This is a genomic window from Capnocytophaga sp. oral taxon 863 str. F0517 (assembly GCF_000466425.1).
Lineage (GTDB): Bacteria > Bacteroidota > Bacteroidia > Flavobacteriales > Flavobacteriaceae > Capnocytophaga.
This window is the reverse complement of sequence record NZ_KE992117.1, coordinates 1-25240: the sequence shown is the minus strand read 5'-3', so window position 1 is coordinate 25240 and position 25240 is coordinate 1. Positions and strand designations below refer to the sequence as shown.

The window sequence follows — 25240 nt, the reverse complement described above, 5'->3', positions numbered from 1 at the left end:
TAAGATATTGAAAGCCTAAGAAAAAGGCAGAGTTTGTGTCATAATAAGCTACATACTGCTGGTAGCCTTCCTTGATATCTATTGCAGAGGCTTGCCCTGCTTTTTCTCTTCGAGAAATCTCCCCAAGCCAATGATTATCTGCTAAGAAAGAACGTTTCTCTATGTCCTTGACACTATAGTGATATTTGTCATAAGCTCCTAAAAGCTGGAAAGCAGCCATGAAGTTCATGCGCTCTTGCAACTTGTGGGTCAGTACAAACTCTTTACCCTCCTTGCTACTCCTATTGGCTATAAATTTCTTTAGAGTAGCTATCTGTTCCTTGGTCAGACACTTAGGACACTCCTTTAAAGCACTATCCAATAAACTTTGTACTTGAGAGAGTAGCTATTTTATTTTCCCAACAATTTACAATTATTCATAAGGCTTCTCCAAGAATAATTGATACATCTTTTTGTATTCCTCAAATAATTCATCTAATCTATATTGTTTGTACTCTTGAGTATCTTTTACTTTCTCTATTAAAGGTTCAAAAATTTCAAAGGGAACATGACCTATTCTTTTAAAGCTTTCATATTGATTTACAAGTTCTTTTTCACAGAAAAGCATCGATTTTATTCTAAAGAAAAAACCTTCAAAAGAACTAATATCTGCCTCTATAATATTTAACAAATCCTTTATCTTTAAATATGTTTGAAAAACTAAATTTTCATATAAAAAAACTCTTTCTCTCTTTTCATTGTAGATAAAATATTTTTCAAAATCAAGTAAGTATTTTTTCCGCTTTATAAGTTTTTGGTCATCATCTAACAAATTCCATTCTTTTTGTTTAAGTAATAGATTTATAATGGATTCCTCATTTCCCGAATGTTTAAACTCTAATTGATACTGATTATAAATTTTATTAATTGATACTATATCCATCTTATTTTTCTTTTATAGTGTATTTTGTTAATTTTATTGGTTTAGCTCCCCCCCGCTGGCGCGAGCTTGAAGCTCGTACCTATTATACTAAGAGCTTGTAGCTCTCATAAAGAGTCAAAGGCTCTACTGAGTAGTAGGCACAAACTGTAAGAAATACCCCAACAAGGGAAAATCTTATACCGAACTCACTTCATTTAGAGTGTTTTTATAGGCTTAAAAAACGCTTATCTCTATCGTATATAAAGGAAAATAGTAGGGTATTTCTTTTTGTATTGTGTTGATTAGTAAGTTGTTGAGATTTTAACAACACATCTGATACGTGACCCCTTATTATCAACTTTCAGGATAAATAATTTGTTCAGGTATTAATATGATATTTTTACTTTTAATTTCATATATTTCTTTTATATAATTCTCTTTTGAAAACTCAAAAAAATAGCTCTTTTCTCGAAAAAAACGCCATTCAATAGAGCTCTCTTTATGAGTAACATTGACATAATCCCATCCTCCATCATCAGCTACACCACAAGCACAAGTGAAAATCAAAAACTTCCCACTATTCTGAGCACTTGCATATAACTCTGAATAAACGATCAAAAAATCATCAAATTCATCAAACAATCTTATGTCAATATCATCTATCAACAATTGTAAGTAACTACAATTATTAAATTTAATATTGTCAAAAATTACACAATCAGTAGATTCTAAGTTTATTAAATTAATTTTTATATTATTCATTATCTTTTTTGGTTTTTTTTGGAAAATAAAAAAGCTGTTCATTTGATCAAAAAAAATATATCTGATTGAATTTCAAACAATTAAACATAATGAACAACTTGGAGCAAAGTTACAAAAAAATTCTTGAAGTATTATTAAATCTCTTTGGAAATAAATCTCAATCGTACCAAAGAAAGAACCTAAAAATACTTTGATTTAGAGGTGCTTAGTTTAGCCCTAACCATAGAAAATCTAATCTTGGCCTTTGAATATCAGTTTTTTAGATAGCTTCCTTAATCCATTAAGTACAAGATTGAAAAGGAGCGTTTTTAGTTGTACAAAAAAATGATCAGAACTAAAAACTAACTACTGAAAACTAAAAACTTTTTCGTATTTTTGCACCCGCAAAAAGAAATGATATGTTAGCGAGATTAGATATTGTAAAGCAACGATTTGATGAGGTTTCCGACCTTATTATACAACCCAATATCATAGCCGATCAAAAGCGCTATGTACAACTTACTAAGGAATACAAGGAGCTGAAACAGCTCATGGACAAGCGCCAAGAATATATAATTGTAACAGCCAATATCGCTGAGGCCGAGGAGATTATCAAGGATGGTTCCGATGAGGAAATGACCGAAATGGCTCGCCTTCAGCTGGAAGAGGCTAAGGAAAAACTTCCCCAGTTGGAGGAGGAAATCAAGTTCTTACTCATTCCTAAGGATCCCGAAGATAACAAAAACGCGGTCATGGAAATCCGTGCAGGTACAGGGGGAGACGAGGCTTCTATCTTTGCAGGCGACCTCTACCGTATGTACAATAAGTACTGCCAGGACAAGGGCTGGAGTGTCTCTGTGATGGATATGAACGAGGGTACCTCTGGTGGTTTCAAGGAAATTATCTTGGAAATCAACGGAGAGGATGTGTATGGTACGCTCAAGTTTGAAGCAGGCGTACACCGTGTGCAGCGCGTACCACAAACCGAGACACAGGGGCGTGTACATACCTCTGCCGCTACCGTAATGGTGCTCCCCGAAGCGGAAGAGTTTGATGTGGAACTCAATATGGAGGATGTCAAGATCATTCGTACAACTTCCACAGGGCCTGGGGGGCAGTCGGTGAATACGACTTACTCGGCCATTCAGCTACAGCACATCCCCACAGGGATAGAGGTGCGTTGCCAAGATGAGAAATCCCAACATAAAAACTTAGACAAGGCCTTAAAGGTGCTCCGCTCTCGCCTTTATGAAATGGAATTGGCCAAGAAAATGGAGGCCGATTCTGCCCGACGTAAAAGTATGGTCTCCAGTGGCGATAGAAGTGCCAAGATACGTACTTATAACTATCCACAAGGTCGTGTAACAGACCACCGTATTGGTCTAACCCTCTACGATTTGGGTAATATTATGAACGGAGATATCCAGCGCCTGATTGACGAACTCCAACTGGCCGAAAATACCGAGAAACTCAAAGAAGGCGACATCTTTTAGTGAAGAACGAAAAGTGAAAAGTGATGAATTGTTGAGTTACTTTTCACTTTTCACTCTTCATTTTTCACTCTTCATTTTTCACTTGTCACTATCAAAGAATATTGAGCACTTGCTCTTTTATCTTCTCCAATTCATTTTTCATCAGCACCACGATTTGTTGCATTTGGGCGTGATTGGCTTTGGAACCTAAGGTGTTGATCTCGCGCCCTATTTCCTGAGCGATAAAGCCCAATTTGCGCCCATTGGACTGGGGTTCTTCCAGCGTGCTAAGAAAGTAATTCAGGTGATTGGCAAGCCGAACTTTCTCCTCGGTGATGTCCAATTTCTCAAGGTAAAAAATAAGCTCTTGCTCAAAGCGATTTTCATCTACGCGCTCTCTAATCTCTTCCACTGCGCGCTCCATACGACTGCGAATGGCAGCAAGTCGCTCTGTGTCAAGGGATTCTACTTGGACTAAAAGTTGCTGTATGTTCCCAATACGCAGTTCAAAATCTTTCTGCAAAATAGCACCCTCACTACAGCGAAACGCTTGTAAGTGCTTGAGGGCTATGACTAACTGCTCCTCTATTTGGGCATATTCTGCCTCATCTACTTCTTCCACAGGTGTGGTCAGCGCATCGGGCATACGTACAGCCATCTTGAGAAATTCTACATCAGGCCCATTAGGCGAAATGGCTCGCATCTGCTCTATATAGCCGCGAACAACGGGGGCATTGAGCGAGGAAGTGCTTGAGGATGAGGTGTTTTCTACCGTGAGGGTGAAGTCTATCTTTCCGCGTTCTAAGGTGTCGGAAATGAGTTTCCTCATAGCCAATTCTTTTTCCTTATACGCCTGTGCTATACGGGTATTCAGGTCTATAGCCTTGCTATTGAGCGACTTTATCTCTATGATAATTTTTTTATGGGCAAGTTGAAGCTGGCTTTTCCCAAAGCCGGTCATGGATTGTATCATGGGTATATGCTTTGATGAGTGCAAAGATACTAAAAATATTGCTGAAATTGACTAAATATCTTCTTTAAATTGTATATTGCAAATTAATTTTGTACATTTGCAAACTTTTTTATATCTTAAACTAAAGGTACTCCATCTCATGGATATTCAATCTGTAAAACAACGTTTTGGCATTATTGGCAATGATCCCAAGCTGAATTTGGCCATAGAAAAGGCCGTTCGTATTGCCCCTACCGATGTCTCTGTACTCATCACAGGAGAAAGTGGGGTGGGCAAGGAGGCTTTTGCTCGAATTATTCATACACTTTCAGCTCGCAAGCATGCAAAATATATAGCAATCAACTGTGGGGCAATCCCCGAGGGTACGATTGATTCCGAACTATTTGGTTTTAAGGCGGGTAGCTTCACTCACTCGGGTAAGGAGGATAAGAAGGGTTACTTTGAGGAGGCCAACGGGGGGACTATCTTCTTGGATGAGGTAGGGGAGTTGCCTCTCTCTGCCCAGGTACGCCTCCTTCGGGTCTTGGAAAATGGGGAGTTCATCCGTGTGGGCGATTCTATTCCTCGTAAAACGGATGTGCGTATCGTAGCAGCTACCAATGTCAAAATGCAGGAGGCTCTCAAAAAGGGGCGCTTCCGTGAAGATTTGTATTACCGCCTCAATACCGTGGAGTTGTTTCTCCCTCCTCTAAGGGATAGAAAGGAGGATATTCACTTGTTATTCAGAAAATTTGCCTCGGATTTTGCTCAAAAATATCGCATGCCAACCCTACAGCTCTCCCCAGAGGCGGTCAAAGAATTGTTACGTTATCGTTGGCCAGGGAATATCCGTCAGCTTAAGAATATAGCCGAGCAGATTTCCGTGGTGGAACAAAAAAGAGAAATCTCCGCCGAGACGCTCCGTTCTTATCTCCCCGAGGATGGGGTAAGCCACTTGCCTGCTACCATCTCTCAGAGTAAAGCCGAGAGTGATTTTGCTTCCGAAAGGGAAATCCTCTATAAGGTACTTTTCGATATGCGTAATGATCTCAATGACCTCAAGCAGCTCACTTTCAAGCTCATACAGGAAGGAAATACTTCCAAGGTACAAGAGGAAAACCAAACGCTTATTCATAAGATTTATGGTACTCCGGAGGTGGCTTATCCTACCGAGAGAAGCGAACCTGCCATGATGCTTCTCTCTCATGAGAAGGCTTCTCCAAATTTGGGAAAGCATAGTAATTATGATTTCGCAGAGGAAATTCAGGAAGAAGAACCAATCTCCTTGCAGGATAAGGAGGTGGAACTTATACAGAAATCATTGGAACGAAACAAAGGAAAACGAAAAGAAGCTGCTAAGGAATTGGGTATCTCAGAGCGTACTCTTTATCGAAAAATAAAACAATATAATATAGAGTAAAGGCCTTTATAGGGCTTTTTAAGGTGATTATACATGAGAAAATTTTTATTTTTAATTTCTTTATTAGTCTTACAAGGGGCTATGGCGCAGGGGTATGAGGCTTATTTTACCCAAGCGGCACTCCGCTTGGATTTCTATCTCTATGGTACCAAGCATACCACTCAAGTAGCCCTCAAAGCGATGAGGCAGGAACCGTTTTTTGGAGGTTCTCATACCAACTTGATACACCCCAATTATGGGGAATACCGCATACAAGTATTGGAGCCAGCATCAGCAAAGGTGCTGTATTCCAAGGGATTTATTACCCTCTTGGAAGAATGGCAAAGCTTGGAAACGGATGAAACTAAAACGGAGTTCTTTGAGGTTCCCCTTCAGGTGCCTTATCCTAAAGCGCTGGTTAAGGTGAACTTTGACCGTAGGCAAACCGATGGAAATTTCAAAACAATTTTCTCTACTTCTATCGACCCTACGGACTATCGTATTGTAAAGGAGGCTCCCTTGCAGTTTCCTATCAAAAGAATTTTGGATAATGGTGCTGCGGAGAAAAAGGTGGATATAGCGGTGCTCCCCGAAGGTTATACGCTGGAGCAGATGGACAAGTTTGTCGCTGATACCCAACGCTTATTTGACTATCTCTTCTCCATAGCGCCTTATAATAAGCACAGAGCTGATTTTAATATCTATGCGATTTTGGCTCCTTCCCAGCAGAGTGGTACCGATTTGGCTGGGGTATTGGAATACAAAAATACGTTGTTTGACAGTCATTTCTATTCCTTCGGAATGGAAAGATACCTCACTTGTCCTTCTTTCTTTAAGGTAGCTGATGTAGCGGCCGCTGTACCTTATGACCAGCTTTTTGTGGTGGTCAATACCCAAGAATATGGTGGGGGTGCTTTTTATAACTTACTGAACCTCAATGTGTCGGATAATCCTCTCGCAGAAAAGACCTTTGTACATGAGTTCGGGCATGGCTTTGTAGGTCTTGCCGATGAATACTATTACGAAGAGGGAATGGGAAGTCGTTACAATCTTAATATAGAACCTTGGGAGCCTAACATCACTTCCTTGGCGGACTTTGGGGCTAAGTGGAAGGATATGGTAGAGAAAAACACTCCTATTCCGACCCCACGTACTGTAAAATATCAACACAAAGTAGGGGCTTTTGAGGGGGGCGGTTACCGATCCAAGGGAATGTATAGCCCTATGCAAGATTGCCGAATGAACTCTATCGAAAGTGACGATTTCTGCCCTGTATGTGCTCGTACAATAGAGCGAATGATACACTTTTACACTGAATAAGATTTTACCATTTTATATGAATACCAATAGAATAAAAGGCTTTTCCAAACGCTCTAAGGAGGAAAAACGCCAATGGATATGCGAAAATTACCTCTCCAATACGGATTCGGAAGGGGTTTTCCAAACGTATGATTTGGCCGATGGTAACCTACAAAGGTTACATGACGATTTTATAGAAAATGCCATAGGGAATTATGTATTGCCTTTTGCCGTAGCTCCTAACTTCTTAATTGATGACCATAATTATACAGTGCCTATGGTGGTGGAAGAGAGTTCCGTAGTGGCAGCGGTGAGCAAGGCTGCTAAGTTTTGGTCAGAGCATGGGGGCTTCCATTGCCAAGTACGCAGTATGGAGAAGGTAGGACATATTCATCTGTTTTTTGATGGTAACAAACAGGAGCTTTTCCAATTCTTTAATCAAATAGATCCGCTCTTATACGAAGAAACAAACGCTCTTACCGAGAATATGCGCAAAAGAGGTGGGGGGATCGCTTCTATTATGCTCAAGGATATGACCGATTCCTTGGAGCATTATTACCAGGTCTTTGTTACCTTCCTCACCGGTGATGCCATGGGGGCTAACTTTATCAATTCCTGCTTGGAACAGATGACCCAAACCATTGAGCGGGAGGCGCTTACGCGTATTACTCAAGGAAAATTGGAGGTGCTCATGAGTATTCTCTCTAACTATACGCCTCAGTGCTTAGTAAGAGCAGAAGTATCCGCACCTATAAGCCAAATGTCCTATAATGACATCACAGGGGAGGAGTTTGCCACCGATTTTGTACGTGCTATTGCCGTAGCCAATGCCGATGTATATCGTGCCGTAACACACAACAAAGGGGTTATGAATGGGATAGATGCGGTAGTGATTGCCACAGGGAATGACTTCCGTGCCGTAGAAGCGGCTGCTCATGCTTATGCCGCCAAGGAGGGGAGGTACAAGAGCCTTACTCAGGCCGAACTGAAGGATGGTATCTTCCATTACAGTATAGAACTTCCTTTAGCTATTGGTACCGTTGGGGGACTGACCAAGCTACATCCTATGGTAAGAACTGCCCTCAGAATACTGGAAAACCCCTCTGCGCAGACCCTCATGAAGGTCATCGCTTGCGTGGGATTAGCTCAAAATTTTGCAGCCGTTAGCTCTCTCGTGACCCATGGGATCCAAAAGGGACATATGAAAATGCACTTAGTCAATATCCTAAACCAATTGGGTGCCACTCTTGAGGAAAAACAACAACTTATTGACTATTTTAAGGATAAAACCGTCTCCCATAGCGAAGTAGTACAAGCCTTTAACCACATCAGGAGTTAGCCACTAACCACTAATCACTAATCACTGAAATAACCATCTCTTTTAGGATGTCATAGTAGGAGATAGACCCACTTTCTACCCCTTTGCTTTTCAGGTCTGCTTGTTTGATAACTTCCATACAGTAGCTGATTTTCTTCAAGGGGTAGAGGGCGGCTGCTTGTCGGTAATCTTTTAAGAAATAGGGGTTTACCCCCATCTCTCGAGCCAATTCAGCATCGGTACGGCCGGTAAGGCTGGAGAAGATAAAAAGACTCTTGAAGTAGCGATACAGGTTTTCTGTAATCATGGGCATAGGGTTATCCCTTTGGTTTTCATTGAAATACTTGATGATTTGCATTGCCTTGGGAAGGTCTTTGCGGCCTAAGGCATTTTGCAGTTCGAAGACGTTGAAGTCTTTGCTTATACCTATATTTTCTTCTATATGGGTGGGAGTAATTTCAGTACCTGGTTTTAAGATGATCTTGAGTTTGTTCAGTTCATTGGCAATACGGCTTAGGTCTGTCCCGAGGAAGCTCACCAAAAGCTGACAAGCTACTTGGTTGATGCTATAGTTATTCTCTTTCAGATAGCTATTTACCCATCTTATGGTATCACTCTCATAGAGTTTTTTACTCTCAAGGGTAGTATATTTCTTGAGTTCCTTGGCCAGCTTGGTCTTTCCATCTATCTTCCCATATTTGTAACAAAGCACTAAGATCGTGGTAGGAGAGGGTTTTTCTACATAGGGGAGCAGTTGCCCTATGGTGCGGCTCAGCTCCTGGGCTTCTTTGACAATGATCAGGCGGCGCTCGGCCATCATGGGGTACTCACGAGCATAGTGAATAAGAGCATCTACGCTGATGTCTTTACCATAGACAATTTGTTGGTTGAAGGCCTTTTCATCTTCACTAAGGACATGCTGTTCTATATAGTTACTCACTACATCTATAAAATAAGGCTCCTCTCCCGAAAGGTAGTAGATAGGGCTATAGTTTTTCTTTTTCAGTTCTGCTAAGATTTTTTCTACTTCGTTCATACTGTGTATTTCTAAATTTCTTTTTGTATATTTGCACCCATGCAAACACTGAATTTTCCTACGTACGAATTTCGGTTCAAAAATAATGAAAATAAACGATATATTTTCGATATGATCCGAAAAAAATTTGTGGTACTCACTCCCGAGGAGTGGGTCAGGCAGCATGTCGTGCATTTCCTCTTGCAGGATAGGAAATATCCACAATCCCTGATGAGTGTAGAGAGGCGCATTCAGGTCAATCATCTTACCAAGCGTTATGACATTGTCATCTATCGCCCCGATGGAAGTATTTTCCTTGTAGTAGAGTGTAAGGCTCCACAGGTGGCCATCACCCAAGAGGTCTTTGACCAGATAGCTCGTTATAACCTTACCCTAAAATCGGAAAATCTTATGGTAACCAATGGGTTACAACATATTTTTTATCAAATAGATTACCATAGGAAAGCCTATATTTTCTTGCGTGAGCTCCCTTATTTCTACCCACAGAATGAAAATCAAAAAAATATGACAAATCTGTAATTTTTAAGAATTAAAAGTTGTATCTTTGCCCCGCTTTTAGGCTCATGTTATGAAGTTATCCCACGCAGGACTTATTATAGGTTTGGTATTATTGTTAGACCAAGCAAGCAAAATATATATCAAAACCCATTTTATGATTGACCAATCCATTCATGTATTTGATTGGTTTCATATTCATTTTACGGAAAACCCAGGAGCTGCTTGGGGGGTAGCTATACCCGGAAAATATGGCAAGCTCATACTCAGTGTTTTTCGAATTGTAGCGATCATGGGGATAGGTTATTGGTTATGGGATGCTGTAAAGAAAAAAGCGCCCAAAGTGTTGATTATTTCTATCGCCTTGATTTTTGCAGGAGCCTTGGGGAATATTATTGATTCAGTATTCTATGGAGTGATTTTTGATCATAGTGTCAATAATGTAGCTACTTTTATGAGTGATGAGCCTTATGAGACTCTTTTTCATGGCCGAGTGGTGGATATGCTTTATTTCCCTATCATAGATACCTACTTGCCCGACTGGGTTCCCTTCTATGGGGGAAAGAGATTTACCTTTTTTGATCCTATTTTCAATGTGGCAGACACGGCCATCTCTGTTGCTGTAGGATTATTGCTAATATTCAACAAACAAGCATTCAAAAAGTAGATTAACTTTTTATTGATTTATTATTAGAAATTATCAGATAAAAAGAGCAATTTAAGGACTTGCGTTAATAAAAAATAACAATTTAACAACGTTTGTTATTAACGCTTATCAGGTTCATAAAGTTGTTGAAAAGTTGTTGAGAAAAAAAGTTGAAAAAAAAGTCGCAAAATATTTTTAGATAAGAAAAAAGTTTATACCTTTGTGCAAAATTTGAACAAGTAAATAAATAGTAATTTTATGGATACAAATCTATTTGAAACCTATGTAAAAGGTATGCGTGAAAGCGTGCCAGGATTTATTTCTATCACTGTGGTAAGTACAAATGATGGTAATACAATTGCTTACGAAGCAGCTTCTAACGTGGACAACCGCTTATCAAGTGCTTTCCAAGTAGAAATCTTACGTCAAGCTACTAAGGCGTTAGGATATGTAGAAGGTCTTAACGATAAGAATATCAATCGTATCGAAATCGCCCTCAAAGAACAACTACATGTATTGTTCGCTTCCAATAATCGTCAGTTCTTAGTACACTTGATCGTGGATGGTGCTAACCCTAACATCGCTATCACTAAGATGATGCATGATAGGCTCTTCAAAGTTGTTGAAGATAGCTACGAACCAACAGTGGAAGAACAACAAACTGTAAGAAGAAGATTATTCTTCTAAAATTAATAAATATGAAACCATAATACGCAAAATGCTCTTCCATGTAGAAGGGCTTTTTGTGTATAAAATAGAAATACAAGGGGCAAAGAAATAAATGAATTTCAGCCGTAGCCCTATAGTTCTATTAATTCTAAAACCCTAATATATACCATGAAATACCTAACCTTATCAGCCTTCTTATTAGCTCTTATCGGTTGTACTAATAATACTGCTAAAACTACAGAAGAGGCTCCAGCTCCACAAACCGAACAATCTACTTCTGCGAATCAAGCGGACTTGAAGGAGGTGACACTCAAGATAGAAGGAATGACTTGCGCTCATGGCTGCGCCGCTACTATAGAGAAAAATCTTAACAAAACCGAAGGAGTATCCAAAGCCGTGGTGGATTTTGATTCCAAGACGGCTACTATATCCTTCGATGCTCATAAGCTCTCTAAGGAGTCTTTGATCTCCGTAATAGAGGGCTCCAATGGGGGAGATTCTTATAAGGTGATCCCTTAAGTGAGATATTTAGGTTACCTTTGCATAGCAAAGGAAAATTAAATTTAAATAGGAAAGCATGTTATCAAATTCAAGTAAATATGCCATCAATGCAGTACTTTATTTAGCCCTACATTCCTCTGTAGAGAATAAAAAAGGCGTAAAAGAAATATCCGAGGTATTACATATTCCTACTGCTTTTTTGGCTAAATTATTACAGATATTAGCTAAGAAAAATGCTATTTGTTCAGCAAAAGGCCCAGGAGGAGGCTTTTTCCTCACTGAAGAGAAAATGAAGGCTCCTTTAGCTAATATCGTTCATCATATAGACGGGGTGGATAAGTTCTCCATTTGTTTTTTAGGAATAAGAGCCTGCTCTGAGGAAACGCCTTGCCCTATGCACTATGCTGTAAAACCTTTTAAGGAAGAGTTCTTAAGAGAATTGGAAAAACATGATATAGCCTATTTTGCTGATAAAATAAGACGAGGAGAGGCTTATTTAATTGTTTGACATGTTTGTTAAAAATTATTTTTTTCTTGTTTTTGTTCTAAAAAATCGTAACTTTGTCTTGTCACAAATTAATTTACAAATGCAAAAAGCAATTAAAAAAATTGCCCTTACAGTGTTGTTAATGGTGTCTGTGGTAGCTTTCGCTCAAAAGCCGAAAGTTCGTATTCTCGCAACAGGAGGTACCATTGCTGGAGTAAGCAAGTCCGCTACTGAAACAAATTACAAGGCGGGAGAGCTAGGTATAAACCAACTTCTACAAGCTGTACCTCAAGTGAAGGATCTAGCGGATGTCTCTGGAGAACAAATCGTTAAGATAGGCTCTCAAGATATGAACGATGAAGTATGGCTCAAGTTGGCCAAACGCATCAATGAACTCTTTAATAAGGAAGGTTATGATGGAGTGGTGATCACTCATGGAACCGACACTATGGAGGAAACAGCTTACTTTTTGAATCTTACAGTGCATAGTAATAAGCCTGTAGTGTTGGTAGGCGCTATGCGACCTGCCACAGGAATGAGTGCCGATGGCCCTTTAAATTTGTACAATGCAGTGGCAGTAGCTGCTGACAAAAATGCGCAAGGCCGTGGGGTTATGGTATGTATGAATGATATGGTCCTTGATGCTAAGGATGTTATCAAAACTAATACGACTTCTGTAGATACTTTCAAAGGGGCTAATTATGGTTCTTTGGCCTATATTCACAACGGTAAGGTATTCTTCGGACGTACTCCTACTAACAAGCATACCGCTCAATCAATCTTTGATGTAGATAACCTTAAAGCGCTTCCTAAAGTAGGAATTGTCTATAGCTATTCCAATGTATCAGAACTTCCAATGAAGGCTTTCATTGATGCTAAGTTTGATGGCATTGTACATGCTGGGGTAGGAAATGGAAACTTTTACCATACTATCTTTGACTTGGCTGTGAAAGCTCAGCAAAATGGCATCCAAATCGTACGTTCTTCTCGTGTTCCCACAGGGGCTACTACCTTGGATGCAGAAGTCGATGATGCCAAATTTCACTTTGTAGCCTCTGGAGCTCTCAACCCACAGAAGGCACGTGTGTTACTTATGTTGGCGCTTACCAAGACTAAGGATTGGCAACAAATTCAACAATATTTTAATGAATATTAAAATATTAAAAAGAGGGTAAAAATATAGTGCTCTATGCCTTTTTACCTTCTAAAAAGACATAATAATCTCATGGAACCTCCCTTTCCAAGAAGAAAGGGAAGGTTTCTTGATTTTTTACATTGCAATTATTCAATAATCTTTAAACCTATTTTAGATATGAAACTCAAGAAAATTTACACCAATTTGTTATTCAAGGTGTTTTGTGGAATACTCATAGGTATTCTCGTAGGGTGGCTTACTATCAAGGGGTGGTTCCCTCAGTGGACTTATAGAATACTGCTTACTTTCAAGGTACTTTTTAGTAGCTTCTTAGGCTTTGCCATCCCTCTTATTATCATGGGGCTTGTGATGCCTTCCATTAGCAAATTAGGAAAGAGTGCGGGTCGTTTGCTACTCATTACCGTAGGGATTGCCTATGCCTTTACCCTATTCTCCGGTTTTTCCACTTATTTTGCTTCGGAGGCGATATTCCCTACCTTGCTTGAAAATCAGCGTATAGATCCCATGGTGGATGAGATGGTACTTACCCCTTTCTTTACCATTCAGATGCCTCCTATTACGGATATTATGACTGCTTTGGTACTCTCTTTCATCATGGGAATCGGCCTTTCTCTAAGAGAAAAATCTACGCTCTTCCAAGTGATAGAAGAGTTTGGTGAAATCGTAAATTGGCTCATAGCCAAGGCTATTATCCCTGTATTGCCTTACTATATCATGGCTATTTTTGCAGAAATTACCTTTGGAGGAAAGGTTGTTTCAGTTATAGCAGTTTTCTTCAAACTCATAGTGGTACTCTTTATTATGCACATACTCCTTTTGATTATACAATATCTCATTGCAGGAGGGATTGCCAAGAAGAACCCTTTCAAATCACTTACCACTATGCTACCGGCCTATGCTACTGCTTTGGGAACTCAGTCCTCTGCGGCTACCATTCCTGTTACTTTGCAGCAAGCCACCAAGATGGGAGTCTCTCCACGTATAGCGGGTTTTGTAATTCCCCTTTGTGCGACGATACATCTTTCAGGAAGTACTATGAAGATTACCTCTTGTGCGATGGCCTTGATGATTTTGGAAGGGATGCCCTTTGATATAGAGCTATTCTCTGGCTTTATTATGATGCTAGGTATTATTATGGTAGCAGCCCCTGGAGTACCAGGAGGAGCCATTATGGCTGCTTTGGGAATATTGTCTTCTATGTTAGGTTTTAGTGAGGAACAACAAGGGCTGATGATTGCGCTCTATGTAGCTATGGATAGTTTCGGTACAGCTTGTAATGTAACGGGTGATGGTGCTGTAGCGCTCATTGTTAATAAGATAGAAGAAAATAAGGAAAAGTAAGTTTTCAAAAATACAAAATATATTGTTAATTCAAAAATTAATCCTATCTTTGCGCCTTTGTTACAAGGCGATTTTTCAGAAAGATGAATAATAAGCTACTTACAGTGGGTACTATGGCCTTTGATACGATAGAGACGCCTTTTTCCAAAGTAGAACGTACTATGGGAGGAGCTGCCAACTATAGTGCTTTGGCAAGTGCTATCTTTGATGTAGAACAGGCCGTAGTGTCAGTCATAGGTGAGGATTATCCTCAGGAGTTTTTAGCTCCTCTTTTGCAGCGAGAGATAGATCTCTCTCAGGTAGAGCTGGTAGAGGGGGGGCGTAGTTTCTCCTGGAGCGGGCGTTACCTTCCTAATATGAATGAAAGAGAAACACTTGAGACACAGGAAAATGTACTCACCAGATATACCCCTAAGATCAGTGCTGCTTTTTCGGATGCCTCTTTTGTACTTTTGGGCAATTTGCATCCTCGTATGCAGCTTCAGGTATTGGAACAACTCTCTCAAAGGCCTGCTTTTGTGGTCTCCGATACGATGAATTATTGGATAGAACATACTCCTGAATACCTCGATGAGCTTATCCGAAAGACGGATGTGCTTACTGTGAGTGACCAAGAGGCCTTTGCCCTTACCCGAGTAACCAGTCTGCTTAAGGCAGTAGAGAAGCTACAAGCCAGAGGGGCTACTTATATCATTATCAAAAGAGGGGAACACGGAGCTATGCTTTTTTATGAAGATAAGCGGTTCTTTACCCCTGCTATCCCTCTGACAGAAGTATGTGACCCTACTGGTGCGGGAGATACTTTCGCCGGAGGCTTCATAGGTTATATGGCACAAACAGGAGAAATTTCCTTTGATAATATGAAAAATGCTTTGGTCTATGCGACCACTTTAGCTTCTTTCTGTGTAGAGAAGATGGGAGTCGAAAGGTTACTAACCCTTACCAAGGAGGAAGTCCTTCGGCGCCTTTTCTGCTTGAAAGAATTAACCCAATTTGAAATAAAAGTCGTCTAAAAAATGAGTGATGCTATCAAACACGAATGCGGAATTGCACTACTTCGCCTTCTTAAACCTCTAGAATATTATCAACAGAAATATGGAACCCCTTTCTATGGTTTGCATAAAATGTATCTGTTGATGGAAAAGCAGCATAATCGCGGGCAGGATGGAGCAGGGATAGCCAATATTAAGCTGGATATGCAGCCCGGAGAGCGCTATATAGGTAGGGTAAGATCCAATGATGCCCAGCCTATTCAGGATATTTTTAAGCAAATCAATAGTCATATCAACGAATTGCTAAAGTCGCATCCTGAGGCTAAAGCAGATATATCAGCACTTAAGCGCCTTATTCCTTACTTAGGGGAAATATACTTAGGACATGTGCGTTATGGTACTTTTGGAAAGAATAGTATAGAGAATGTACATCCTTTTCTTAGAGAAAATAATTGGATCTATCGCAATTTGATTTTAGCCGGCAATTTCAATTTGACCAATGTCAATGAGCTTTTTAGCAAATTAGTAGAGCTGGGACAGCACCCTATAGCCAAGGCAGATACGATCACTGTTATGGAACGTATAGGTCACTTTTTGGACAATGAAGTAGAGGACTGTTATCGCCGACTTAAGTCAGAGGGGATCAGCAAGCGCGATGCATCTCCCTTGATTATGGAGCAGCTCGACATGGCTAAGGTTCTCAAGAAGGCAGCTACTCGCTGGGATGGGGGCTATGCCATGGCAGGTATTGTAGGGCATGGCGTTTCTTTTGTGATAAGAGATCCCGCAGCTATTCGTCCAGCCTATTATTACAAAGATGACGAGGTGGTGGTAGTAGCCTCCGAACGTGCGGTAATACAAACAGCCTTCGATGTATCCTTCGATCAGGTAAAAGAACTCGCTGGAGGTGCGGCCATTCTCATCGAAAAAGATGGCACCTCTCACATAGAACAAATCTTAGAACCTACCCAGCGCAAGGCCTGCTCCTTCGAGCGTATCTATTTTTCACGTGGTAGCGATCAGGAAATCTATTTGGAACGCAAGAAATTGGGAGCCTTACTCCTTCCTCAGGTACTTAAGTCTATAAATAATGATATAGAAAATACGGTCTTTTCTTATATTCCCAATACAGCGGAGACTTCTTTCTATGGACTTATAGAATCCGTTTCGGACTATCTTAACCAAAAGAAAAAACAACAAATACTTCAGGAAGGTACGACCTTGACTGAGGCGCGCCTAACACAGATACTCTCGGTTCGCCCTCGTATAGAGAAAGTGGCCATTAAGGATGTGAAGCTACGTACCTTCATCACCGAAGATTCGGGAAGGGAAGATATGGTGGCTCATGTATATGATATTACTTATGGTTCTGTAAAAAAAGACCAAGATAACTTGGTAATTATAGATGATAGTATCGTCAGAGGTACTACCCTGAAGAAGAGTATTCTCAATATTCTCAATCGCTTACAGCCTAAGAAAATTACCGTTCTTTCTTCTGCTCCTCAGATACGTTATCCTGATTGTTATGGGATAGATATGGCACGCTTGGAGGACTTGATAGCTTTTGAGGCTACCCTTGCGCTACACAGGGATAGAGGCTCCTATGCTATAGTGGAATCCATATATAAAAAATGTATTTCTCAGAAGGATAAGCCTGATACAGAGATTGTCAATTATGTCAAAGAACTTTATGATCCATTTACTCCAGAACAGGTATCCCAGAAGATTACCGAGCTTCTACGCCCTGAGGCGATGAAGTGCGACTTGGACATCATTTTCCAAAGTGTAGAAAACCTACATAAGGCTTGCCCTAATAACTTAGGAGATTGGTACTTTACCGGTGATTATCCTACCGTAGGGGGCAATAGGGTAGTCAATCAGGCATTTATCAACTTCTATGAAGGGAACAAGGAGCGAGCGTATTAATGAGCTCAAGACGAGACTAATAATCGTAGAAAGATTAAGTCTTTGATTATTAATGGATTGTAATAAAATAAAAAAATCATTGTGTTTTTCAAATAAAATGTGTATATTTGCATTACGATTTTGAGAGGGATATTTTTCTGATTATCAGCCTAGAAATCGTTTGTAAGATGCCCAATTAGCTGAGGAACATTATGGAAAATAATCTAAAAATAAAAGGGAATATATGGATAGAGACCGATACGGGCTTAGAAATCAATGCAGTGAAGGCATTACTTTTGGAACAAATAGATGCCTTAGGATCTATTTCGGAAGCAGCCAAGGTCTTAAATATTCCTTATCGCCGAGCATGGGGTATGATTCAAGAAATGAATCGCAATTCTTCCTTTGAGATAGTTGCCAAAGAAGCAGGAGGAAAAGCAGGAGGATATAGTGTCCTTACAGAAGAAGGTAGAGATATCCTTCAGCTTTTCAAAGATGTCAATGATAGCCTAAAGCAATATGGCAAGGGAGAGAATGGTTGCTTTACAGGATGGAAAGAGAACTAAGATCTCTCATAGATAGTGTAATAAGTTTTAGTTTAGTTATAAAAGAGGAACAAGGATATGCTTTGTAGAGGCTTTTCTTGCTCCTCTTTGTTAGTCATACAGATACAGACAAATTTTTGTTAATAATCAGAATTGAGTGCATTTTTTGATAAAAAAATAGTATTTTTGCGGCTATAATAAAAAATATAAATTTGGAAATGACACGAAAATTTCTTATCATTAGCTTTAGTGCCTTATCCTCTTTGTGGGTTAATGCACAAAGTGAGACCGAGCAACAAGATCAAGTACAACAAGAACCACAACGTACCTCACAACGCAGCCTACAAGCTCCTTTGGAACAGAAACAATATCCTGCTACCTTGGAAGGAAAATTCGATGAGCTGGTGGATCAATCAGGGAATTGGGAAAAATTCAAACTCGTCAAAAAAGAGAGCCTATATACTTACAAGAATATATTGCTTGATAGTGTGAAAGCCCACAAGAGTTTGTTACAAGAGAAACTCAATACAATACAGACGCAATCCTCCCAGATTAAGGAGCTAAATACGAATATAGCACAACTTCAAGAGGCACTCGACAAGGAAAAGAACCGAAATGATAGCATGGATTTCTTTGGGCTTACAATAGAAAAAGGGGTGTATTCTATCATTGTGTGGGGTATTATTATCTTGTTGGGAATATCTCTTGTCGTATTTGTTTCCCGATATGCACGTTCTAATAGTATCACTCGTGGTGCCTTGAAGGATTTCGAGGACTTGCAAAACGAATACGAGGAATATCGTTCCAAAGCCATAGAACGTGAACAGAAAGTACGTCGACAATTGCAAGATGAAATCAACAAACACCGTTCTTAAGCAATGCGTATAGATATTATAGCGGTGGTACCGGAGCTACTCAAGAGCCCTTTTGAACACTCTATTTTTAAGCGTGCGGTAGAAAAAGGCCTGGCGGAGGTACATTTCCATGACTTGCGCCAATATGGCTTGGGAAATTACAAACAGATAGACGATTATAGCTTCGGAGGGGGAGCCGGTATGGTACTAATGATAGAGCCTATTGATGCTTGTATCTCTGCCCTAAAGGCGGAAAGGAGCTATGATGAGGTAATCTACCTTACTCCTGATGGGCATACCCTTACCCAGCCTATGGCCAACATGCTCTCTCTGAAGGAAAATATTATCATCCTCTGTGGGCATTACAAAGGAGTGGATCAGCGTGTGAGAGATCACTTTGTCACTCGAGAAATCTCCATAGGGGACTATGTCCTTTCGGGAGGAGAGCTGGCTGCGGCAGTGCTTTCCGATGCTATCGTACGCCTTATCCCAGGGGTACTCTCCGATGAGACTTCCGCCCTTACGGACTCCTTTCAGGATAACCTTTTGGCTCCTCCGGTATATACCCGTCCGGCAGTATATAAAGGGTGGGAGGTACCTGATATTTTATTAAGTGGGAACACGCCCCTAATTGATCGCTGGCGTGAAGAGCAAGCCTATAAGCGTACCGAGGAACGACGCCCCAACTTGCTACAATAAAAATAAATCTATGTATCATGAAAATTTTAGAATCAGAATATTATAGGGAGGTAAGAGTACTTGAGGTAAATGGTGATGATGAGATAGAACTTTTTGATAAAAATCGTTATCTTACCTCTAGGGCACCTTTTGGCGCCTTACTCTCAGACCTTTTATGTGATATATATTTGTCCAACGAGGATCTGATTATCCATCGCGATAAGCTACAACATTTCGAAAAATGTACGGACTTCTATACCTTGGACTATTCTTCTAAGAATAACAAACTCTATGAGGATGAAGAATGTTTCTATCATCCTAAATTGGAAGTTTTTATCCTTATTTCGCATAACTTGACCAATGAGTATGACTCGGAGATGTTCGAGGAGGGACTCTATAAGGTGAATTATGTGTATTATAACAATAGTAAGCATAGTAGTGTAGAGGGATTAAAGGTCTTATTTTCTGAATATTTAGAGAAATACCAGCCTAAAAAGGCAAAAGTCTCTATTTTGCTCAAAGGACAGAACGGATTTGATGTAAAAACCCATACAATTAAGCCTTTCCGTATTGATTTTGAAAGGATGTACAATGATGACTTCATAGAAGTCCACAATCGAGTAAAGAAAAGTATTACCGATGAGAACAAAGGTATTGTGCTTTTCCATGGGATAGCGGGTTCAGGGAAGACCAACTACATCAAATGGCTTACCAGCCAGATACCTAATAAGAAATTCATCTTTGTGCCTACCTCTATGATTGCTTCGCTTACAGATCCTTCTTTCATGGGGGTACTGATTGATCACAAGAACTCAGTTTTGGTATTGGAGGACTGTGAGAACTATATAGCCGAACGTACGGCTTATAATAGCAATACGGATGTGGTATCCTCCATACTGAACATTGCCGATGGGATGCTCTCCGATGTGCTGGAGTGTCAGCTTATCTGTACCTTCAATTCGGATATATCCAAGATAGATTCAGCTCTTCTAAGAAAGGGGCGCCTGATTGCCGAATACAAGTTTAAGGAACTTACGGTAGAGAAAGCCAATAATTACTTGCGCTCCATAGGCAAGGAGCCCGTGATCACCAAGCCATGTTCCTTAGCAGAACTTACAAATATGGAAACCAAAGCCTTGAAGGAGGAGATGGAAGCTCCTAAGATAGGTTTCAAATAGAAAGACTATGAACTTTTTCAAAAAATTATTCTCCTCGGAGAAAAAAGAGACCTTGGACAAGGGGTTAGAGAAATCAAAGACTTCTTTCTTTGATAAGCTCACTCGTGCGATTGCTGGAAAATCCAAAGTGGATGACTCTATTTTAGATGAACTGGAGGGAGTTTTGGTCAGTAGTGATGTAGGGGTGGCCACTACCCTGAAAATCATCGAACGTATCGAAAAGCGCGTAGCAGAGGATAAGTACGTAGGCACCCAAGAACTTAATAAAATCCTTAGGGAAGAAATAGCCGCTCTGCTTTCCCAAACAGAAAGGGGAGAAGCAGTGGACTTCTATGTTCCTGCCGAACGTAAGCCCTACGTCATTATGGTAGTAGGGGTCAATGGGGCAGGGAAGACCACCACTATAGGCAAGCTCGCTTATCAGTTCAAAAAGAAAGGCCTTAAGGTAGTCTTAGGGGCTGCGGATACCTTTCGAGCTGCAGCTATAGACCAGTTGCAGGTATGGGCAGATAGGGTAGGGGTTCCTTTGGTAAAACAACAGACTGGGAGCGATCCGGCCTCGGTGGCCTATGATACGCTCTCTTCGGCACTTTCCCAAGAGGCCGATGTAGTGATTATTGATACAGCAGGACGTTTGCATAATAAAATTAATTTGATGAACGAACTCAGTAAGGTAAAGCGGGTGATGCAAAAGCTACTCCCAGAGGCTCCGGATGAGGTACTGCTTGTGTTGGATGGCTCCACGGGTCAAAATGCCTTCGAACAAGCCAAACAGTTTACCTTAGCCACTGAGGTGAATGCCTTGGCTATCACCAAGCTCGATGGTACCGCCAAAGGAGGCGTTGTAATCGGTATATCCGACCAATTCCAAATCCCTGTGAAATATATAGGGGTAGGGGAAGGTATAGAAGACCTACAAGTGTTCAACAAATACGAATTTGTAGATTCTTTCTTTAAATAAGATTGAAAGAATGAGAAAAAAAGTACGTTTTTATCTTATAATCCTCTCTTGTATGGTGCTACTTAGCGCCATACGTGGGGGGCTTTTTTTCTCTTATTATCTATACAATCCTACCCAATTTGTCTCCCTTTTCTGTGAAAACAAGACCAATACACAAAAGCACTGCCAGGGAAAGTGCTTCTTGGCAAAAGTCACTTCGGAAAATACTTCAGAGCCAACAGATGTAAAATTCGACTTTACAAAACTTCAGGTCGAGTTTTTTTGTATGGAAATACCCTCCTTTGAAGTGCCTTATTTCATCTTTGCCGATAAAAATCTTCTTTTTTATTATCATTTCTCCACTTACGAACTTATAAATAAGGAAATCCTCAGGCCGCCGGTGAATGGTTAATAATCAATTGTTAAAGGTTAATTGCTTAGCGTATTAACCTCTGGTTGTTATTTTATTTTTCTTATTTTATAGTGTAAAAAGATGAAAAAATTATATATTTTTGTATTAACAGCAATCGTAGCAGCTTGTACGATTGAGAAAACGCCTTTTGGCAATCGACTTCATTTTTCCTCTCGAGGGGAGCTGCGAGAAGCAGGGTATTTTAAAGAAAACAAACACCTTATCAGTATCGAGGCCCCCGATGGAGAGCTCCTAAGGGGCTACAATAAGTTTTCTGTAAAGATAGCCACTCCTCAAGATGGAGATGTGGTTACCGATGTGACTTTTCGTCCCTTCTATACCAATGGAGAGGGTATCCAAATCACCACCCCCCATAGTTCGCAATTGGTAAAAAAAGGCAATGAAAATCAGTTTGAAGGCTTTGTGGTCTTCAACACCCCTAAAAGATATTCTGTACTCAATGCGGTACATAGTGGAATAAAGACCCCTTGGCAACTTGAGATCACCTATAAGGTGAATGGCACCCCTTATACCATGGTCAATTCCATAGATGTTTTGGATACGCGCAATCCTAACCTGAATGTCACTGAGTTTCGAGGCCGTGATGGCAAGAAATATTTTATAGCCCTTACAGGCCCTGAAGTACCCAAGGTAGCCATTAATGACCTTACCGCAGGGATATGGGTACAGCAGCCAGATAGTACCTATGTAGTACCCCGCAATTATGTATTAGAATTAGACCCTCGTATGCCAGGAGAAGATATGGGAAACCACTCCTCTCCCAATAACCAAGACCTTATCCAAAAGGAAGATGGCTTCTATCATGGGAAGGTAAACTATACCATGAATGGATATTGGACACTGAATTTTATTCTCAAGGACGAACATGATAACCTTATCAAAGGGACAGAGGTGCCTGATACGGTAAGAATGGGAGTGTTTGGAGAGCAAAGTGAACTTCATATTGATATTTTATTTTAAAAAGAGATGAAAAAACACCTAATCTATATACTATTACTAACTGTAGGAACTACCTATGGGCAGATCCAAAAAAAAGATAGCATTATTCGGCTCAAAGAGGTGGTAGTAGCCGAGAAATTTCGTAAAAAACAAATACAGTCCGATGTAAAACTCAGCTGTTCGGTGGATGAATATTTGGCTACCTCCGATAACGTCAGTTTTATCAAGCGAGGTGCTTATGCCTGGGAGCCAATGCTGAACAATATGAATACAGAGCGCTCCAACATTACCATAGAAGGAATGCACATTTTCGGGGCTTGTACCGACAAGATGGATCCGGTAACCTCCTATGTGGAGACCAATAACCTCTCCAAGATAGACATCCATTCGGGACAGGAAGGCGGCATGCATGGAGCCACTATAGCCGGAAGCATCGATCTCAAGCGCAAGCGAGTTGCTTTTTCTGAAGAACCCAGCTATGGAGGCTCAGCCCAGTTGGGATTGCAACACAATAATATGCATCGCTTTGGGATGGCCGACCTGTATTATTCCTCTGAGAAATTCGTAGCAGATGGTACGGCAGCTTATCGCAAGGCAGAGAATTACAAAGCAGGTGACGGCAATAAGGTAAAACATTCCCAGTTTGAAAAATACAATACCTCTTTGGGATTGGCTTACAAGACCAGCGAACTCTCCGCTCTGAAAGCCGATGCGATCTTCGATGTGGCCAAGAATGTGGGCTATCCCGCCTTACCGATGGATACCTGGCTGGCGCGTGCCTTGATTTCTTCACTTTCATTTAAGCAACTCTTTGAAGATCAACTGCTTAAAGTATGGGACACCAAAGGCTATTTCAATGCTATAGAGCACTATATGGACGATACTACCCGCCCGGAAAACTTGGTGCATATGGATATGCCAGGCTGGAGTACCACTTATGGATTTACCTCTAAAATTCTCCTCAAGGAAGAAGACTATACCGCTGATATCCAGCTCAATGGATACTCTAATTACTCCTTAGCCGAGATGACCATGTATCCTAAAGACAGAAGGAAAATCACCGGATTTGCCCTTACCTGGCCAGGGGTAACGACCAACTATGGGGGGCTTTCCCTCTCCAACCAGTGGGAGCTAACCGATAGGGAACAACTCACCTTAGGAGGTACCTTCGGGATACATCATAATCACGTAGAACATCTCGATTTTATCCGTGTCTTCAACCAAAATACCGCAGATTCTTCCGAAGATAAAATACGCTTCCTCCCCAGCCTATACGCTACCTATCAAGTAAAGTGGAATCCTTATACCCTTTCGGTAGGGACAGGCTACGGACACAGAGCCCCTTCGGTATCTGAAGCCTATGGTTACTATATCTATAACAGCTTTGACCGCTATGATTATATAGGAACGCCCAACCTTAAGAATGAAGTCTCCTACGAACTCAATGGAAGCCTTAGCTATGAAAAAGAAGGACTTATCGCTGAGGCTAAGGTCAATTATTTCTATATAGAGAACTATATATTAGGGAAAATCCTCCGTATTGCCTTCCCTATGAATGCCGCTTCGGTAGGGGTAAAGAAATATGAGGCTTTGGAGTATGCCAAAATATTCAATGCCTCCCTGAACTTGAGCTACCACTTCTTGGAAAACTTTAACTGGAAAGGGAGCCTTAACTATGCCCGAGGCTTCGACTTCGAGGGGCAAAACCTGCCTTTCATCCGTCCGCTAAGTTACCAATCCTCCTTGCGATATAACAAAAACCGCTTGGGAGCTACCTTTTCCTTCAATGGGGATTTTACTCAAACGGCCTATTCGCCCCAATATGGAGAAGATCGCACACCGGCCTATATCGTATATAACCTCTCGGCAAACTACCGTTTCCCTCTCGGCAAGCAAACCCTAAGCTGGGAAGTAGGGGTGGAGAATATCCTTGATAACTACTACAGCACCTATGCCGATTGGGGAAATATCCCCCGCATGGGACGCAATATCTTTACCAGCGTAGGAATCACATTTTAGTGACTAGTGACTAATCCTATTGCACTGGTCATTAGTCATTAGTCACTATCTCACATAGCCGAGTATCTCCATCACGCTTTTTCGCTTGGGAGGCTGACGGCACTCTACGGAGCCGGTAAGTGCATCGGGAGCATCATCGTTCAGGTTGGTGCCAATACGCAAGTAGCTTAGCAGGTCTTTGGCGAATTTCGGAAAACGCTGTTTCCAGTCCACCGGCATCCAAATGAGTTTTTGTACCGAGGCCGAGGCGGTGAAAATACGCGCTGTCTTGTTCTGATTTTGATGGAAAGGATAAAAACGGGTGAGGTGATTGCCTCTGTCATAAGCCTGCTGCTGGAGGTTGC

26 protein-coding genes and 1 pseudogene are annotated in these 25240 nt (G+C 40.8%); 21 read left to right on the top strand and 6 right to left on the bottom strand.

What is annotated here, in order from left to right; all coding sequences use genetic code 11:
• From HMPREF1551_RS13870 to HMPREF1551_RS04385, 3 genes are all read right to left on the bottom strand, one after another.
• A partial coding sequence (locus HMPREF1551_RS13870; protein WP_021627844.1) for a hypothetical protein occupies positions 1-361 on the bottom strand: 361 nt, incomplete at its 3' end.
• 51 nt (positions 362-412) lie between these two features.
• Positions 413-922: a hypothetical protein gene (locus HMPREF1551_RS04390; protein WP_021627843.1), complete on the bottom strand. Its 510-nt coding sequence runs from the start codon at positions 920-922 to the stop codon at positions 413-415.
• Positions 923-1255: 333 nt separating this feature from the next.
• Positions 1256-1663, bottom strand: a complete 408-nt coding sequence (locus HMPREF1551_RS04385; RefSeq protein WP_034544332.1) for a hypothetical protein — start codon at positions 1661-1663, stop codon at positions 1256-1258.
• A 398-nt stretch (positions 1664-2061) separates the two neighbouring features.
• Between HMPREF1551_RS04385 and prfA the strand changes: the two genes are divergently transcribed.
• Positions 2062-3135, top strand: a complete 1074-nt coding sequence (prfA, locus tag HMPREF1551_RS04380) for a peptide chain release factor 1 (protein WP_021627841.1) — start codon at positions 2062-2064, stop codon at positions 3133-3135.
• A gap of 91 nt (positions 3136-3226) precedes the next feature.
• On the opposite strand, the gene HMPREF1551_RS04375 is transcribed toward prfA, so the two are convergent.
• Positions 3227-4087: a YicC/YloC family endoribonuclease gene (locus HMPREF1551_RS04375; RefSeq protein ID WP_021627840.1), complete on the bottom strand. Its 861-nt coding sequence runs from the start codon at positions 4085-4087 to the stop codon at positions 3227-3229.
• Between the two features lie 139 nt (positions 4088-4226).
• Here HMPREF1551_RS04375 and HMPREF1551_RS04370 point away from each other — a divergent pair, with 139 nt between their 5' ends.
• The 3 genes from HMPREF1551_RS04370 to HMPREF1551_RS04360 are packed head-to-tail and all read left to right on the top strand — an operon-like array spanning position 4227 to position 8103.
• Positions 4227-5486, top strand: a complete 1260-nt coding sequence (locus HMPREF1551_RS04370) for a sigma-54 interaction domain-containing protein (protein ID WP_021627839.1) — start codon at positions 4227-4229, stop codon at positions 5484-5486.
• A 33-nt stretch (positions 5487-5519) separates the two neighbouring features.
• Positions 5520-6785, top strand: coding sequence for a M64 family metallopeptidase (locus HMPREF1551_RS04365; protein WP_021627838.1), 1266 nt, complete (start codon positions 5520-5522; stop codon positions 6783-6785).
• A 16-nt stretch (positions 6786-6801) separates the two neighbouring features.
• A complete protein-coding gene (locus HMPREF1551_RS04360) occupies positions 6802-8103 on the top strand; it encodes a hydroxymethylglutaryl-CoA reductase, degradative (protein ID WP_021627837.1) in 1302 nt (433 codons plus the stop codon).
• Between the two features lie 10 nt (positions 8104-8113).
• Here the strand turns inward: HMPREF1551_RS04360 and holA are convergent, their stop codons facing one another.
• On the bottom strand, positions 8114-9118 hold the full coding sequence (holA, locus tag HMPREF1551_RS04355; protein ID WP_021627836.1) for a DNA polymerase III subunit delta: 1005 nt from the start codon (positions 9116-9118) through the stop codon (positions 8114-8116).
• 39 nt (positions 9119-9157) lie between these two features.
• Between holA and HMPREF1551_RS04350 the strand changes: the two genes are divergently transcribed.
• The 17 genes from HMPREF1551_RS04350 (at position 9158) to HMPREF1551_RS04270 (ending at position 24896) form a co-directional block, all read left to right on the top strand.
• The gene (locus HMPREF1551_RS04350) at positions 9158-9637 is read left to right on the top strand and encodes a type I restriction enzyme HsdR N-terminal domain-containing protein (RefSeq protein ID WP_021627835.1); all 480 of its coding nucleotides are present in this window, start codon (positions 9158-9160) and stop codon (positions 9635-9637) included.
• A 49-nt stretch (positions 9638-9686) separates the two neighbouring features.
• Entirely contained in the window at positions 9687-10280 is a 594-nt protein-coding gene (locus HMPREF1551_RS04345) for a lipoprotein signal peptidase (RefSeq protein ID WP_021627834.1), read from the top strand.
• Between the two features lie 273 nt (positions 10281-10553).
• Complete coding sequence (locus HMPREF1551_RS04340; RefSeq protein ID WP_231374956.1) at positions 10554-10946, top strand: hypothetical protein; 393 nt, start codon at positions 10554-10556, stop codon at positions 10944-10946.
• Positions 10947-11096: 150 nt separating this feature from the next.
• Entirely contained in the window at positions 11097-11447 is a 351-nt protein-coding gene (locus tag HMPREF1551_RS04335) for a heavy-metal-associated domain-containing protein (RefSeq protein ID WP_021627832.1), read from the top strand.
• A gap of 58 nt (positions 11448-11505) precedes the next feature.
• Entirely contained in the window at positions 11506-11937 is a 432-nt protein-coding gene (locus tag HMPREF1551_RS04330; RefSeq protein WP_021627831.1) for an RrF2 family transcriptional regulator, read from the top strand.
• A gap of 79 nt (positions 11938-12016) precedes the next feature.
• Positions 12017-13072 carry an L-asparaginase 2 gene (gene ansB / locus HMPREF1551_RS04325; RefSeq protein ID WP_034544299.1) on the top strand — a complete coding sequence of 352 codons (1056 nt, stop codon included), beginning with the start codon at positions 12017-12019 and terminating at the stop codon, positions 13070-13072.
• A gap of 156 nt (positions 13073-13228) precedes the next feature.
• Positions 13229-14413, top strand: coding sequence for a dicarboxylate/amino acid:cation symporter (locus tag HMPREF1551_RS04320; protein ID WP_034544298.1), 1185 nt, complete (start codon positions 13229-13231; stop codon positions 14411-14413).
• A gap of 83 nt (positions 14414-14496) precedes the next feature.
• Complete coding sequence (locus HMPREF1551_RS04315; protein ID WP_021627828.1) at positions 14497-15426, top strand: PfkB family carbohydrate kinase; 930 nt, start codon at positions 14497-14499, stop codon at positions 15424-15426.
• A gap of 3 nt (positions 15427-15429) precedes the next feature.
• On the top strand, positions 15430-17331 hold the full coding sequence (locus HMPREF1551_RS04310; protein WP_021627827.1) for a class II glutamine amidotransferase: 1902 nt from the start codon (positions 15430-15432) through the stop codon (positions 17329-17331).
• 191 nt (positions 17332-17522) lie between these two features.
• A complete protein-coding gene (locus tag HMPREF1551_RS04305) occupies positions 17523-17876 on the top strand; it encodes a winged helix-turn-helix domain-containing protein (protein WP_021627826.1) in 354 nt (117 codons plus the stop codon).
• A gap of 197 nt (positions 17877-18073) precedes the next feature.
• The gene (locus HMPREF1551_RS04300) at positions 18074-18730 is read left to right on the top strand and encodes a hypothetical protein (RefSeq protein WP_021627824.1); all 657 of its coding nucleotides are present in this window, start codon (positions 18074-18076) and stop codon (positions 18728-18730) included.
• Between the two features lie 3 nt (positions 18731-18733).
• The gene (trmD, locus tag HMPREF1551_RS04295; RefSeq protein WP_021627823.1) at positions 18734-19408 is read left to right on the top strand and encodes a tRNA (guanosine(37)-N1)-methyltransferase TrmD; all 675 of its coding nucleotides are present in this window, start codon (positions 18734-18736) and stop codon (positions 19406-19408) included.
• Positions 19409-19425: 17 nt separating this feature from the next.
• Positions 19426-20565: an AAA family ATPase gene (locus HMPREF1551_RS04290; protein ID WP_021627822.1), complete on the top strand. Its 1140-nt coding sequence runs from the start codon at positions 19426-19428 to the stop codon at positions 20563-20565.
• A gap of 7 nt (positions 20566-20572) precedes the next feature.
• Positions 20573-21526, top strand: coding sequence for a signal recognition particle-docking protein FtsY (gene ftsY, locus HMPREF1551_RS04285; protein WP_021627821.1), 954 nt, complete (start codon positions 20573-20575; stop codon positions 21524-21526).
• A 10-nt stretch (positions 21527-21536) separates the two neighbouring features.
• Positions 21537-21917 carry a hypothetical protein gene (locus tag HMPREF1551_RS04280; RefSeq protein WP_021627820.1) on the top strand — a complete coding sequence of 127 codons (381 nt, stop codon included), beginning with the start codon at positions 21537-21539 and terminating at the stop codon, positions 21915-21917.
• An 81-nt stretch (positions 21918-21998) separates the two neighbouring features.
• Positions 21999-22898, top strand: coding sequence for a hypothetical protein (locus tag HMPREF1551_RS04275; protein WP_021627819.1), 900 nt, complete (start codon positions 21999-22001; stop codon positions 22896-22898).
• A 6-nt stretch (positions 22899-22904) separates the two neighbouring features.
• Positions 22905-24896 carry a TonB-dependent receptor gene (locus HMPREF1551_RS04270; RefSeq protein ID WP_021627818.1) on the top strand — a complete coding sequence of 664 codons (1992 nt, stop codon included), beginning with the start codon at positions 22905-22907 and terminating at the stop codon, positions 24894-24896.
• Positions 24897-24941: 45 nt separating this feature from the next.
• On the opposite strand, the pseudogene HMPREF1551_RS13865 reads toward HMPREF1551_RS04270, so the two are convergent.
• Positions 24942-25240, bottom strand: a pseudogene (locus tag HMPREF1551_RS13865) (heat-shock protein Hsp70); the annotation flags it as partial.

What these genes read in the sequence shown, in the direction of transcription:
- HMPREF1551_RS04390 (WP_021627843.1), bottom strand. Translation starts at nt 922, where the DNA reads ATGGATATAGTATCAATTAATAAAATTTATAATCAGTATCAATTAGAG.
- HMPREF1551_RS04385 (WP_034544332.1), bottom strand. Translation starts at nt 1,663, where the DNA reads ATGAATAATATAAAAATTAATTTAATAAACTTAGAATCTACTGATTGT.
- prfA (WP_021627841.1), top strand. Translation starts at nt 2,062, where the DNA reads ATGTTAGCGAGATTAGATATTGTAAAGCAACGATTTGATGAGGTTTCC.
- HMPREF1551_RS04375 (WP_021627840.1), bottom strand. Translation starts at nt 4,087, where the DNA reads ATGATACAATCCATGACCGGCTTTGGGAAAAGCCAGCTTCAACTTGCC.
- HMPREF1551_RS04370 (WP_021627839.1), top strand. Translation starts at nt 4,227, where the DNA reads ATGGATATTCAATCTGTAAAACAACGTTTTGGCATTATTGGCAATGAT.
- HMPREF1551_RS04365 (WP_021627838.1), top strand. Translation starts at nt 5,520, where the DNA reads ATGAGAAAATTTTTATTTTTAATTTCTTTATTAGTCTTACAAGGGGCT.
- HMPREF1551_RS04360 (WP_021627837.1), top strand. Translation starts at nt 6,802, where the DNA reads ATGAATACCAATAGAATAAAAGGCTTTTCCAAACGCTCTAAGGAGGAA.
- holA (WP_021627836.1), bottom strand. Translation starts at nt 9,118, where the DNA reads ATGAACGAAGTAGAAAAAATCTTAGCAGAACTGAAAAAGAAAAACTAT.
- HMPREF1551_RS04350 (WP_021627835.1), top strand. Translation starts at nt 9,158, where the DNA reads ATGCAAACACTGAATTTTCCTACGTACGAATTTCGGTTCAAAAATAAT.
- HMPREF1551_RS04345 (WP_021627834.1), top strand. Translation starts at nt 9,687, where the DNA reads ATGAAGTTATCCCACGCAGGACTTATTATAGGTTTGGTATTATTGTTA.
- HMPREF1551_RS04340 (WP_231374956.1), top strand. Translation starts at nt 10,554, where the DNA reads ATGCGTGAAAGCGTGCCAGGATTTATTTCTATCACTGTGGTAAGTACA.
- HMPREF1551_RS04335 (WP_021627832.1), top strand. Translation starts at nt 11,097, where the DNA reads ATGAAATACCTAACCTTATCAGCCTTCTTATTAGCTCTTATCGGTTGT.
- HMPREF1551_RS04330 (WP_021627831.1), top strand. Translation starts at nt 11,506, where the DNA reads ATGTTATCAAATTCAAGTAAATATGCCATCAATGCAGTACTTTATTTA.
- ansB (WP_034544299.1), top strand. Translation starts at nt 12,017, where the DNA reads ATGCAAAAAGCAATTAAAAAAATTGCCCTTACAGTGTTGTTAATGGTG.
- HMPREF1551_RS04320 (WP_034544298.1), top strand. Translation starts at nt 13,229, where the DNA reads ATGAAACTCAAGAAAATTTACACCAATTTGTTATTCAAGGTGTTTTGT.
- HMPREF1551_RS04315 (WP_021627828.1), top strand. Translation starts at nt 14,497, where the DNA reads ATGAATAATAAGCTACTTACAGTGGGTACTATGGCCTTTGATACGATA.
- HMPREF1551_RS04310 (WP_021627827.1), top strand. Translation starts at nt 15,430, where the DNA reads ATGAGTGATGCTATCAAACACGAATGCGGAATTGCACTACTTCGCCTT.
- HMPREF1551_RS04305 (WP_021627826.1), top strand. Translation starts at nt 17,523, where the DNA reads ATGGAAAATAATCTAAAAATAAAAGGGAATATATGGATAGAGACCGAT.
- HMPREF1551_RS04300 (WP_021627824.1), top strand. Translation starts at nt 18,074, where the DNA reads ATGACACGAAAATTTCTTATCATTAGCTTTAGTGCCTTATCCTCTTTG.
- trmD (WP_021627823.1), top strand. Translation starts at nt 18,734, where the DNA reads ATGCGTATAGATATTATAGCGGTGGTACCGGAGCTACTCAAGAGCCCT.
- HMPREF1551_RS04290 (WP_021627822.1), top strand. Translation starts at nt 19,426, where the DNA reads ATGAAAATTTTAGAATCAGAATATTATAGGGAGGTAAGAGTACTTGAG.
- ftsY (WP_021627821.1), top strand. Translation starts at nt 20,573, where the DNA reads ATGAACTTTTTCAAAAAATTATTCTCCTCGGAGAAAAAAGAGACCTTG.
- HMPREF1551_RS04280 (WP_021627820.1), top strand. Translation starts at nt 21,537, where the DNA reads ATGAGAAAAAAAGTACGTTTTTATCTTATAATCCTCTCTTGTATGGTG.
- HMPREF1551_RS04275 (WP_021627819.1), top strand. Translation starts at nt 21,999, where the DNA reads ATGAAAAAATTATATATTTTTGTATTAACAGCAATCGTAGCAGCTTGT.
- HMPREF1551_RS04270 (WP_021627818.1), top strand. Translation starts at nt 22,905, where the DNA reads ATGAAAAAACACCTAATCTATATACTATTACTAACTGTAGGAACTACC.